Below are 12,319 nucleotides of genomic sequence, written 5' to 3' on the forward strand. Positions count from 1 at the left end.
CGCGACCGCCGTCGCCGCGAAGCCGCGGATCACCGGCGCCTCATCGATTGAGCACCCACGCGAACAACCCGACCAGGTAGGCCAGCACCGGGATCACCGAGGCGTCGACAGCCGAGGCCAGGAATCCGACCAGGCGCCGCATCGGCAGCGAGTAGGTGTCGGGTTCGGCGACGCGCGGGAACGCCGCGGCGATGACGAACACCGCGGTCAGCGCCGCGATCGCGGCCAGCGCCCACCACGCCGCGGTGTAGCGGCCGTCGACGGCGAACGCGACGAGCAGCGCGGCGGCGATCAGGAACGGCCCGGCCAGCAGCCAGGCCTTGCACAGCGCCGAATCCCACACCCGCGCGCGCAGCACCGAGCCCAGCGCCACCGCAGCGACGACATACCACACCCAGTTCGAAACACCCTGCGGCGCAGCCAGGATCACCACACCGGCGGTGGACAGCAGCACACCACCGGCGATGAAGCCGGTCTGGTGCGAGTCGCTGACACGGACCCGACGCGGCAGGTCCTCGAGCACCTTCAGCGACGGCGGAGCCGGAGTCGGATCGCCGGGTGCGGGGATGACGGGCACAGGCAGCCGCGACCACATCGCCGACAACTGAGCGGCCTGCACAGTGATCACCAACGCCAACACGATCACGATCGATCCGACGATCAGCGAGTTCAGTGTCCAGATCGCGGCGGCGCCCGCGGTGACCAACGCACCGAAACCGACCACCGCCGCCGCGGTGAACACCGCGATGGCGCGTTGCGCCACAACGACGCTCATGATCGACCACGCGGTCACCCCGGCCGCGGCGAGCAGCAGCTGGGACGGCCCGAACTCGCCGGGCACGGCGAGCCCGAGCGCGGCGGCGATCGGCACCAACGCGGTCACCGCCAGCGCAGTGCCCAGGCGCGGGGCGCGGCCCCACGTCAGCAACGCGGCAAGGACCGTCAGCAGCGCGATCGCCGTGGTGGCGATGAGCCCGGCGAATCCGCCGGTCACCGCGCGGTGCACGGTCCCGAAAACGGTCCCGGCGAGGATCAACGCGATCACCGCGGCCGTCGCTCCGCGCTGGATATGAGCTGCGCTCCACGGCTTTTCACGGGCGGCCGAGAAGATCACCGCCGCGTCGCCGATGTCCTCGACGATCCGCGGGGCGGGCGGTCCGGCGGGCAGCGGCTGCAGCGCGAGCAGGTCTCCGTCGACGACGCCGACGGTGTCGAGCGTGGCGTCGAGGCTGAACGGGGCGCCCCCGATCGGCGCGAGCGACAGCGCGACCGGGGCTTCCTCGCCGTGCTCCTCGTCGGCAGACATCGCCATCCGCCGCACGGCGGGCAGGATCTCGCGCAGCGGGAGTTCGGTCGGCAACGCCATATCGGTGATGCGATCGCCGTTCTCGCCGGCGGCGAGCACGGCGACCCGGACGATCGGCATCGACCGCGTCGCCGTCAGAGATGCGCTCGCGCCCGTCATTGGACTGTCTGCCATTGGTGTTCCGTTCTGTGTTCGGAGCTTGTGTTTTCGAAGTCTCGGGTCATGGTCACGTCGGGGAACCACACGCCGTCGGGAAGTGTTGCGGTGAGCCGTTCGACCGCGGTCGCGATCGCCTGCGGCGTACCGGGAGTGAACGTCGAAACCCACTCGCCGTCGAACGCCTTCGCCGGGTGCACCAGCACGCGGCCTTCCCGGGTGTCGACGACGCTGACGCCGACATCGGTGCTGACGCGGTGGCCGTCGCGGTGGTCACCGGCGACGATCTCGACGTAGCTGCGGTCGGCCGAGTAGGCGGCCTCCACGACGGCGCGTGCGCTGGGCGGGATGCCGAGGAAGTCGATGACCTCGGCCAGGTCCGCGCCGCTGCGCAGCTGCTCGTCGGCGCGCGCCCCGATGCGCGCCGGGATCGCGAACTCGTCGAACCGGGCGGGTGACCGGCCGGACAGCCCGGCGGTCAACACCGGCACCAGCGCCTGCGGGTGATGCAGGTCCAGCGCTGTCAGCGTCACCAGGCCGCCGCTGCGCAGCGCGACCACGGTGTCGTCCTCGCGACGGCCGACGTGTCCGCGCAGCATGCTGCCCGTACCGCGGACGAACCGCAGCTCGAGCCATCGCCGCGCCCGGCACGCCGTCGTAACCCACTGCCGCACAGCGCCGTTGACGGCACCGTCCGCGCTCATCACGCCGAGCTCGACCAGCTCTGCAGTCAACCTCGACTCGACGCGACCGCGCGCCGCGTGATCGCTGTACGGCGGGGTGATCGCGAGCACCCAGGGATAGTTCCCGGCGCCCGCGCGGTCGGCGACGAACCAGGCCTGCTCCGCGGTCAGCTCGACGGCGTTAGCGGCCACCGTGGTTCAGGCGCCCCATTTGGCGCCTTCGGCCTGGTCCCGGGCGCTCATCGACAGCGTGTTCTGCTCGTGCGTGGCGGCCATCGACCGGTACGCCCGCACCAGTTCCTCGAGCGCGGTGTTCCACTGCGCCTGCCACGCCTGGTAGCTCGTGCCGGTGTCGCCCTGCCACGCGCCGGCCAGCGCGGCCTGCTCGCTGGCGATGTCGGCGCCCACGCCGTGCATGGCACCCGCATAGCCGGCCATCTCGCCCGCGTGCGCCAGCATCGCCGGGTAGTTGTACATGATCTGAGACATCGAGTACTCCCTGAAAGTCGGTGGTCGAGTAGGTCAGATGGCGGTGTAGGTGCTGGCCGCGGCGGCGTCCTGGGCGACGTAGGTGCCTGCGGCGTCGCCGAGGTTGGCCTGCGCGACGTCGAGCAGCGCGTTGATCTTCGCCGACACCTCGATGAAGCGGGCGTGCGCGGCCTGGAACGCCGCCGACGACTCGCCCATGTGGAACGCCTGCGCGGATTGGGCGGCCTGCTCGGCCTGGGCCATGGTGCTGCGCATCAGTGCAGCCTTGGCGGCGAACGCGGCCTCAGATGAGACGAGTTGCGGGATGTGAGCGTCGAGAAGGCTCATGGGATGTCCTTTCGGATCGTGGTTCGTAGCTCGAATGGTTCTTCAGTCAAGGGCCGTGTGTTCAGTCGCGCGCTCCCCCCTTGTCGTCCCAGTCGCCGGGCAACAGAGGTTCGGTGGGCCCGCCGCCGAACGGGTCGCCGGCGAGCTCGGTCAGCCCCGCCGCCTGTTCGGTGTCGGACGTCGTTGCGGCGCCGGTGAACCCGACGGTGCCCGCCCCGCGCTCCGACGCCGCGACCGACGGCCGCCGCACCGGTTCTGGCGGGGTGTCGTCCTCGTCGGGCTCGTAGTCCATGTACGCATCGGCGTACTGACGTTCATGGATCGGCTGGGTACGGCGGCGCCGCGCCTTGCGTTTGGCCAGCGAGGACGCGACCGCCGACGCGGCCGCCGAGGCCGCGATGTCCGATGCGGGGGCTTTGGCTCCGGTGCCCTCCCGCAACGTGGGTGTTTCTCCGCCGCCCGGGTCCGGGCCGGCGATCGCGTACGGCACGGCCGCACCGACACCGGGAGCGGGGGCGCCACCGGCGGGCGCCGCGCCGGCACTGACCGAGGGCGCGGGCGCGCTCGGCGCCGTGGGCACGGTGGGCGCGACCGAGGCGGCCGCCGGAAGCGGATCGGCGCGCGGTGCCGGGGCGGCCTGCGCCGGAGCCGGGGCGGGCGCCGGTTCCGGCACCGGCTCAGGCGGCGGCGTCATCTTGTTGAGGTACTCATTGAGGAAGTAGCCGCCGACTCCCAGACCGATCGCCAGCAACGGCTGAATCAGCAGCTGGGGGTAGGTGAGAGTTGCTCCGACCCACGAAACCGCCTGATAGGCAACGGCGAACAGGAACGGACCGTAGGTGACCAAGGTCGGCCCCGGGTTGGTGAGCAGTCCCACGATCAGCTGTTGGGTGTTGCCGATCGGGTCGGCCATGAACTCGATGATCGGCTCGAACAGTGAGTACGTGTACTCGGTGTAAGCCTGGTAGAACTGGCCGACGACACGCAGGAGCGCCGAGATGAAGTCCGCGTTGTTCAGTCCCGAACCAGAATCCGCGGCGGTCGCCTGCGCGAACATCTGCTGAACATCCGCGCCTGCCGAACCGGCCTCACCGACACCGGGCGCCAGCAGCAGCGGAGCGGGACTCGTCGACGGGGTGGCGGCCACCGCAGCACCCGAGACGGCCTGATAGGTGCTCATGGTGGTCGCGGCCTGGATCCACATCCGCACGTAGTCGGCTTCGTTCAGCGCGATCGGAATCGTGTTGATGCCGAGGAAGTTCGTCGCCAACAGCACGGCATGCGTCGCATGGTTGGCCGCCAGCTCGCCCAGCGTCGGCATCGTCGCCAGGGCGGTCGAGTACGCCGCAGCGGCCGTCTCGTGCTGCACCGCGGCCGCGGCGCTGTTCGCGCTGGCCTGCGCCAGCCACGCCAGATACGGCGCGTGCGCGGCCACGTACTGCTCGGCGCTGGGGCCCTCCCATGCACCGCCCTGTACCGCACCCATGATGGAGGTCAGTTCGGCAGCGGCAGAGGAGTACTCGGTCGCCAGCGACTGCCACGAGGCGGCCGCGGCCAACAGCGAGCCCGGCCCGGGTCCGCTGCTCAGCATGGCCGAGTGCACCTCCGGCGGCAGGGCCATCCAGATGGGAGCGGTCATGGTCAGCTACCGGCCACCAGATACATCGTCGCCGCCGCCGCATCACCGACGGCGTAGCTGGTGCCGGACTCGCCGACGCCGACGCCGGACCGGCCGAGTTCCTCGACGCCCAGGGCGGCAACGGCATTGTGCTGCATCCCGTGTGCGCTCAGGCTCACCGCGGTCTGCAGCGACACCGCGTCGGCGGCGGGTGGCAGAACGGTGGTCACCGCCGGTGCGGCGGCCGCGTGCGCGGCGGCCAGTCGGGCGGTCAGCGCCTCGACGGCGGCGGCCGCCGCGGCCAGTCCTTCGGGAACGACGCGCAGAGTCATCAGTTGTACTCCCTTCCTCTGTTGCCCGGGGCTCCGGGAACAGCGTCGGCGATCGGGTTGACCAGTTGGAGGAACGTCGGGGTGTCGCCGTCGTCGAGCAGCATCGCCCGACCGGCCGGCAACCGGCGGAACCTGTGCCCCCGGATCTTTCCGCTGTCCTGCGGGTTGCCCGACAGCATCAGGATGGTGGCCTGCAGCTCGTTGAGCCGGCGCAACAGCGGCGCCGTCATCAGCGCGTGCGCCGAGCCGGTCGCCCGTGCGGTCACGATGACGCGCAGGCCGAGCTCACTGGCTTGCGAGAGCAGGCCGATGATCCCCGTCCACGGCCGCTGACCGGCGAACGGGCCGCTGACCGCGGGCGCATCCGGGATCTGGTCGACGTCGTCGATGATCAGGTAGTGGGTGTGGCCGCTCTCGGCGGACCGGTAGCTCCAGCCCGTCAGTTCCTGCGGGCTGAGACCGGCTGGTGGACGGCGCTTTTCGAGCAATGCGGTCAACCCCAGCATGGCCGGCGTGATCCGGTCGATGTTCGGCGTGTACTCGTTGTCGTCGAACAGCGGCTCGTCGACCAGGTGCAGGCGCCGGTCGATCACCGTGAACGCCACCTGATCCGGCGTCGAGTGCTCGCGGATCGTGCGGATCAGGTGACGCAGCAGCGTCGTCTTACCGGACTTGGCGTCACCGAACACCATCAGCAGCGGGTTGTCGTCGAACGCCACCGGCACCGCGGCGAGGTCTTCTTCGCGCTGACCGATGATCACCCGCTCCGGCGCCGGGTATAGCGGCGCCACCACCGCGGGCGCCAGGTCGGCGGGCAACAGGCGCACCGGCGGCGCGGTGACACCCGGATGGCGGGCGTTGATCACCGCGATGTCGCTGAGCGCCGGCTCGGCGAACAGGAAGTGTTCGGCGGCCATGGTCAGGCCGCGACCCGACTGGTCGGCGGGCACCGCTTCGGCGGGCCGACGCAGCGCACCGGTGACCCGCACGTTGCTGTCGCGGGCGTCGGGCAGCTTGAGCTCGAGGCGCAGACCGAGGCCGTCGCGCATGGCCAGCGGTACCTCGAGCCAGTTCGGCGTGGTGACCACGACGTGGATGCCGTACGCCAGCCCGGTGTTCACCAGCTCGGTCACCTTGGCCAGCAACGGGTTCCGCGTGTTGAACGTGTCGGTGTTGTCGCGGCTGAACGCGTACAGGTTGTCGATGACGAGGAAGACTTCGCCGTACTCGTCGCGGCGCTCACCGTTGCCGGCGCCGTTACCGTTGTGCCCTCGGGCCTGCCGTGCCCGCAACAGCTGCTCGAGCTCGCCGAAGGTGCGCCGGATGCGTTCGGGCTCCAGCTGGGACGCCACGCTGCCGACGTGCGCCAGGTCGGCCAGCGGAGCCAGCTGCCCGCCGCCGTAATCCAGGCAGTAGAACGTCACGTCGCGCGGCGAGTGCAGCGCCGCCGCCGACATGATGAACGTCTGCAGCGCGGTGGTCTTGCCGGACTTCGGGCCGCCGTGGATCACCAGGTTGGCCGCCGCCGACGTGGCATCGAAGATCAGCGGGTCACGTCGCATCGCGAACGGGCGGTCGATCTCGCCCAGCGGCCAACGCCACTGGCGCTCGGGCACACCGGTGCGGGCGAGCAGCTCGTCGAGCGGGATCGCCTCCTCCAGCGGCGGCAGCCACAGCCGCGGCGCCTTCGGACCGTAGTGGGCCAGCTGTCCGCCGATGGTGGCGATCAGCTTGCGCGGCGGACGGTCCTCGTGCGCGGCCGGATCGGCGACGATCACCGTGTCGGCGGGCGCCTCGACGTGACCGGCGGTGAACGGCTGCGGTACCGGGACCGATTGCACGACAACGGATTTCTCGGCGCGTGGCGGGTCGTAGATGCCGTCGACGTACGTGCTGCGGAACTTCACCGGCATCGCACCGGGGGTGGGCACCAGGTAGCCCTCACCCTTGTGTTCTGGGCCCGCTTCGATGTGGAACGCGTCCTCGACGCCGATGATCTGGCGGCTGACCGCCGGGCTGGCGACCTTGAGTCCGATCCGGTAGGAGGTGTTCTTGTCGATGTCCTTGATCCGTCCGACGTCGAGCGTCTGGGACGCGAACAGGATGTGGATGCGGAACGACCGCCCCTTGCGGGCGACGTAGTCGAACAGGTCGGCGTACTCGGGGTGGTCGGCCAACATCAACGAGAACTCGTCGGCGACCACCAGCAGCGTGGGCAGCGGCGGCAGGTCGTGGCCCTCGGCGATCGCGGCCTCGTACTCGCGCACCGAACTGAACGCGCTGCCCTGCACGCGGCGACCCGCCTCCATCAGCAGTTGCTCGCGACGGGCCACCTCACCGCGCAGAGTGTCGGCGAACCGGTCTGCCAGCGAACGCTTCTCGGCCATGTTCGAGATGACCGCGACCACCTGCGGGAAGTCCCGGAAGATGTCGGCGCCCGCCTCACCCTTGAAGTCGGCGTAGATGACGATCAGCCGGTCGGCGGAGTGGGTGGTCAACAGCGACAGCAGGATCGACATCAGCGTCTGCGACTTGCCCGAGCCGGTCATGCCGATCATCAGCCCGTGCGGACCCATGCCGCCCTCGGCTTCGTCCTTGAGGTCGAAGATCAGCGGTTCGCCGGTGGCGGTCACGCCGATGGGGACTCGGAGTTCGTCGGCCCGCGACCGCGGCGCCCACAGGCTCGCGACGTCGAGTGCGGCGGCGTCGGGGATCCCCAGCAGCGTCGAGAAAGTCGCCACCCCGGCGCTGCTGGTGCGCGCCTGGCTGGGGTTGGAGTCCCAGCGCGACAACCGTCGGGCGATGTGCCGGGCGCTGCCCACGTCGAGGTGATCGGCGGCGTCGACGTACGGCTGCCAGCCGCCGGTCTGCCAACGGGTCAGCTTGCCGTCGCCGATGCGCAGGATCGGTCGCTCGGGGTCGGGGTACTGCTCGCGGTGCGGTTCGGCGGCGCCGCGGTGGATCAACGTCACGCCGGCCAGCCCGCTGCGCGGCAGCAGTGCGGTGGGGTCGACGTCGGGATCGTCGACGACGATGAGCAGGTGTTTGAGTCCGGTCTCGGCGTCGCCGCCGAACGGCGGCCGGTCGTCGAGCGCGGACGCCAGCAGCGAGCGCAGCTCAGCGGGGTCGCTCGACAGGTAGCGCGCCGGGCCCGCGCCGTCGACGGCGCCGGGAACGTCGTTGTGCGGCAACCACTTCAACCAGGACCAGTCGTCGCTCTCGATGTCCGGCGAGAGCAGCGCGACACCGAGCACCGCCGGGTCGTGCCAGGTGACCGCCTGCGCGATCCACGCCCGCAGCGCCCCGCGGACATCGTCGGGCTCACCGAGCACCGTGACGCGCGAGATCTTGGCCAGATCCAGCCCGGCCGGCACGGCGCGCACCGTGCGTTGCACGTCGAGCAGTCCGCGTAACGTGCTGTGCGACACGGGTTCCAGATCCACCTCGTCCGCGCTGTCCTTGACCCGCAGGGTGGCGTTCAGCGGCGCGTCGTGCAATCCGGTGCGGATGACCAGGAAGTCGGCGTCGTGCGGGTCGCGCTCCCATTGCCTGCGGGTGTCGGGCACGTCGATCAGCAGTGTGGGGTCCGGATGCGACCACTCCAGCGCTGCACGCTGTTCGGCGGCGTGGGCGCGGATGTTGTCGCGGACCACCGACAGGTAGCGCAGGTAGTCGGCGCGTTCGGCGTCGACCTCCTCGGTGCGCATCTTGTTGTCGGTGCCGCGGTACAGCGCGGTGGCGGCCAGCAGCAGCACGAACGGGAAGAACAGCGTCGTCGGGGAGATCAGCCGCATGCCGGTGGCCACCAGCGCGACGATCATCCCGACGATCAGGATGACGATCAGATACGGCAGCACCCGGCGCAGCAGCGACGGCGGCACCATCCGCGGCAGTTCCGGCGGCGGTTCGATGGTGATGGTGCCCTTGCGCGTCGTCGGCACCGGGATGCGGCGACGCGCCTGGAAAATCAGCCGGCTCACTACGGGGTCTCCCTAATGACTGCGGGGCGTGGGTCGGCGGCGAGCCCGTCGTGCGCCAGCAACGCGTCGGCGCGCGACAGCGTCGGGCCGGGCGCGAACTGGCTCAGCAGCGACCACGGAATCGGGACCGCGGGCTCGGTGAGGCCGAGCGCGGTGATGGCTTCGGATGTGGGACCGTCGTCGGCGTCCTCGTCGAGGCCGTAGCGCACACCGGTGTCGCTGAGCCAGAAGTAGGCTCCGCCGGCCGGTGCCGTCGCGGCGCCCCCGCCGTCCTGGCCGACGCTCTGCACCAGGTAGCCCTGTCCGGGGGTCAGCACGACGTGGTCGGCGGCGGCGCCGGCTCCGGCGCCGACCAGCGCGACGGTGCGCAGTCCCTCGGCGACCGGCAGGGTGACCCCGGACCGCAGGTCCAGGCTCGCGCCGGTGGCGTCGGCGGGCCGCGTCCACTGCGCGCAGGTCAGCGGCGCGTCGGCGGCGTCGATCACCGAAAAGGGTTCGGCGGGATAGGCATTCGTGTCGATCGCGGTCGCGACCGGCAGCCGTGCGATGTCGTCGGCGCCCAGCCGCGGCGGCTGGTCGAGACCGAACGAGTTCGTGTTGCGCATGATCGTCGCCAGTACCGGCGAAATCGGTTGCAGCCCATCGTTGAGCACGGCGTAGTGGCGCAGCGTGTTGTCCGCGGCGTAGGCGGCGACCACGGAGCCGACCGGCGCGGCCACCGGCAGCGGGTAGCGCGGCGGTTCACCGGCGCCGGGGATCGCGGGTGGGGTCAGCGCGGGCGCCTCGGGTACGGCGTTGAACAGCCCGGGCGCGACGGGGCGCACGTCGGGGTCGGTACCGAGTCCCAGCGCGCTGGTGACCGCCCGGTCGGCGAGGTCGATCCGGCTGCGCCTGCCGTCCCACAGCAGCCAGGTGCCCGCGTTGGGGCCGCTCGGATTGCTGACCAGCACCGCTTCGTTACCGGCGAGCGGGGCGGCGCGTTCGCCACCGTCGGTGAGGGCGCCCGCGATCAGCGTCACCCCGGCCGCCGGGCCCGACACGCCGTCGCACACCGTCCACTCGGCGTCGTGAGTCGTGTTCTGCACCATGCGTTCTGGCGCACCGGGAATGCCGACCAGGTTGCCGCGCGGGAACTGGTCGATCTCGCTGGTCTTGACCTGCGTCGGGTTGTCGGGGCGGCCCGCGATCAGCCGGGCCGACGTCAGGTTCAGCACCGGGTGCACGGCGTCGCCGAGGCGGACGTAGAGCGCGGAGGTGGTGCGGTCGGCCAGGATTGCGTCGTTGCCCGCGACCCCGCCGGGCCGGATCAGGGAGAACACGAAACACCCGGCGAGCCCGGTGATCAGGACCAGCGCGCCGACCAGCACCGAGCGCGTCTGCGTGCGCAGCGGATCGACCAGCATGCGGGTGTCGTGCAGCGCGACGCCGGAGGCGATGCGGCGCATGACGAATCGCCAACCCGACACCTGGTGCCGGGTGACGAACCCGCGGCGGTACACCACGCGTTCGGGGTTGTTGTTGGCCGGCGTGCGCGACGTGAACGCGCGGCGGTCGCCGTCGTCGGGGGTGCTCATTCGGTCACCGTCAGGCCCAGGCCGCGCAGCAGCGGGATGGCGGACTTCGTGACGTCCTCGTCGGTGATGGTCATCAGCTCTTCATCGGTGAAGTCGTGGTCTTGTCCCAGTTGCGGTGAGTGGTCGAGGCGGTACTCGCGCTCCTCCTCGGAACGCTCGACCAGGTTGCGCACGAAGCGGCCGTTGCCGGCGATGTCGAGGTTGCGCCGCTGCACGCCGGCGGCGTCCGCCGTGGTGGCCTCGGCCAGTTGACCGAACAACGCTTCCATGTGTGCCAGCGCGGCGGGTTCGAAGACGCTGTCGCGCTTTTCGGCCATCCGCACCGCGATCTCGACCAGTTCGTGCGGCGTGTAGGAGGGGAAGTCGATGCTGCGGGTGAACCGCGAACGCAGGCCCTCGTTGGTGTCGAGGAACGCGTCGAGGTCCTTGCGGTAGCCGGCGATGATGACGACGAGGCGTTCGCGGTCGTTCTCCATGCGGGCCAGCAGTGTGTCGATGGCGACCAGGCCGAAGTCGTTCTTGGCGCCGGTCGACACCAGCGCGTAGGCCTCGTCGAGGAACAGCACACCGTCGAGCGCGCTGTCGATGATCGCGTTGGTCTTGGCCTCGGTTTCGCCGATGTGCTGGCCGATCAGGTCGGCGCGGTGCACCTCGCGGACCGTCTCCTTCTTGAGAATGCCCAAGCCGCAATAGATTTTGGCGACGACGCGAGCGATCGTCGTCTTACCGGTACCGGGCGGGCCCGCGAACACCAGGTGGTTGGTGCGCTGCGCGACGGTCAGCCCACGCTCCTGGCGGCGCAGCGCCATCGCCACCGAACTCTTCAACCGGGCGACCTGGTACTTGACCTCTTCGAGGCCGATGAACTCGGCGAGTTCGGCCTCCGCCTCGACCAGCAGGTGCGCCTTGCGCTCCTTGGCGCCGGGGTCGACGAAGTCGGCCTCGGTCGGCTCGGTCGCGGGGTCCCACGGGTCGATGCGGCCCTCGATGCGGGCGGCGGTGGTCGGGACGATGCCATACGAGCTGTCCGACAGCGCCAGCTCGACCTCGTGGTTCTCCGGGTTGGCGGCGTACAGCTCGGCCAGCACGTCGGCGGCCTCGAGGTCCTCACCCTGCGCACGCAGCGACAGCGCCTTGACCAGCGTGCCGTCCACGGTCGCGACGTCGATGGGGCCCGCCGGCTCCTCGAGATACGACAGCGCGGGGGCGAACATGCCCAGTCGGGCCAGCGAGGTGCCCAGCGCGACCCGCACGGCGTGCGCGGTGGTCTCGTCGAGCGTGTCGTCGGTGACGACCGGGGTCAGCAGGCGCACCACGTCGGACCAGCGCTCGGTGCGGAAGTACATGGCCGCCCGCACCCAGCGGGCCTGCAACCAGCTCGGCCGACGCGCGATCAGCGGTTCGACCAGTTTGTCGGCGCCCGCGTAATCGCCTGCGTCACATCGGGTCACCGCGTACGCGAGACAGAAGTCGTCGGACGTGGCAGCTGAGAACTGCAGATAGAGGCCGGTGTCGTACGTGAAGGCCAGATCGCCGTCGGTCAGGTCCACGTGCCGCTGCAACACTCCCGCGGTCGCGACCGTCTGCCAGACGGCTTCCAGCACCCGGGGGCTGGTGTCGCCCGCGGCGGCCAGGCCGATCCAGGCGTCGCACTGTTCGCGCGCGATGCGCGTCAACTCGGCGAAGCCGGACCGCGCGGCGGCCGGATCCGGTGGGCGTCTGCGGTCGTGGACGGACAGGCCCAGGGCCCGACAGCACGTGGCGAACCGATTCACCACGTCGTGGTCGACGCGCGAAGTCGCAGCAAATTCAGTTGGTAGCGGCACCCGCCGTGGTCTCCCCGTAGTTATCGCA

General features: G+C 70.7%; 9 protein-coding genes. All 9 read right to left on the reverse strand.

Features of this window, described 5'->3' with window-relative positions; genetic code table 11:
* Positions 1–40: 40 nt before the first annotated feature.
* The 9 genes from eccD to eccA all read right to left on the reverse strand — a co-directional run bounded on the left by eccD (position 41) and on the right by eccA (position 12,291).
* A complete protein-coding gene (gene eccD / locus BLW81_RS03835; protein ID WP_322788816.1) occupies positions 41–1,480 on the reverse strand; it encodes a type VII secretion integral membrane protein EccD in 1,440 nt (479 codons plus the stop codon).
* Positions 1,462–2,337: an ESX secretion-associated protein EspG gene (locus BLW81_RS03840; protein ID WP_083406059.1), complete on the reverse strand. Its 876-nt coding sequence runs from the start codon at positions 2,335–2,337 to the stop codon at positions 1,462–1,464. Before BLW81_RS03840 ends, eccD begins: the two co-directional genes overlap by 19 nt.
* A 6-nt stretch (positions 2,338–2,343) precedes the next feature.
* Positions 2,344–2,634: a WXG100 family type VII secretion target gene (locus BLW81_RS03845; protein WP_083406060.1), complete on the reverse strand. Its 291-nt coding sequence runs from the start codon at positions 2,632–2,634 to the stop codon at positions 2,344–2,346.
* 33 nt (positions 2,635–2,667) lie between these two features.
* On the reverse strand, positions 2,668–2,961 hold the full coding sequence (locus tag BLW81_RS03850; protein WP_083406061.1) for a type VII secretion protein EsxS: 294 nt from the start codon (positions 2,959–2,961) through the stop codon (positions 2,668–2,670).
* Between the two features lie 61 nt (positions 2,962–3,022).
* A complete protein-coding gene (locus BLW81_RS03855) occupies positions 3,023–4,600 on the reverse strand; it encodes a PPE family protein (protein ID WP_083406062.1) in 1,578 nt (525 codons plus the stop codon).
* A 2-nt stretch (positions 4,601–4,602) separates the two neighbouring features.
* On the reverse strand, positions 4,603–4,911 hold the full coding sequence (locus BLW81_RS03860) for a PE family protein (RefSeq protein ID WP_083406063.1): 309 nt from the start codon (positions 4,909–4,911) through the stop codon (positions 4,603–4,605).
* A complete protein-coding gene (eccCa, locus tag BLW81_RS03865; protein WP_083406064.1) occupies positions 4,911–8,891 on the reverse strand; it encodes a type VII secretion protein EccCa in 3,981 nt (1,326 codons plus the stop codon). Before eccCa ends, BLW81_RS03860 begins: the two co-directional genes overlap by 1 nt.
* Positions 8,891–10,465 carry a type VII secretion protein EccB gene (gene eccB, locus BLW81_RS03870; RefSeq protein ID WP_083406065.1) on the reverse strand — a complete coding sequence of 525 codons (1,575 nt, stop codon included), beginning with the start codon at positions 10,463–10,465 and terminating at the stop codon, positions 8,891–8,893. Before eccB ends, eccCa begins: the two co-directional genes overlap by 1 nt.
* Positions 10,462–12,291: a type VII secretion AAA-ATPase EccA gene (eccA, locus tag BLW81_RS03875; RefSeq protein ID WP_322788817.1), complete on the reverse strand. Its 1,830-nt coding sequence runs from the start codon at positions 12,289–12,291 to the stop codon at positions 10,462–10,464. The genes eccB and eccA overlap by 4 nt, the downstream gene beginning before the upstream one ends.
* Positions 12,292–12,319: the final 28 nt, after the last annotated feature.

The sequence above is a fragment of the Mycolicibacterium rutilum genome (assembly GCF_900108565.1).
In the GTDB taxonomy this organism is placed as follows: Bacteria; Actinomycetota; Actinomycetes; order Mycobacteriales; family Mycobacteriaceae; genus Mycobacterium; species Mycobacterium rutilum.

Coding starts and splice junctions, on each gene's coding strand:
- BLW81_RS03850 (WP_083406061.1), bottom strand. CDS start 2,961: ATGAGCCTTCTCGACGCTCACATCCCGCAACTCGTCTCATCTGAGGCC.
- eccD (WP_322788816.1), bottom strand. CDS start 1,480: ATGGCAGACAGTCCAATGACGGGCGCGAGCGCATCTCTGACGGCGACG.
- BLW81_RS03860 (WP_083406063.1), bottom strand. CDS start 4,911: ATGACTCTGCGCGTCGTTCCCGAAGGACTGGCCGCGGCGGCCGCCGCC.
- BLW81_RS03855 (WP_083406062.1), bottom strand. CDS start 4,600: ATGACCGCTCCCATCTGGATGGCCCTGCCGCCGGAGGTGCACTCGGCC.
- BLW81_RS03845 (WP_083406060.1), bottom strand. CDS start 2,634: ATGTCTCAGATCATGTACAACTACCCGGCGATGCTGGCGCACGCGGGC.
- eccB (WP_083406065.1), bottom strand. CDS start 10,465: ATGAGCACCCCCGACGACGGCGACCGCCGCGCGTTCACGTCGCGCACG.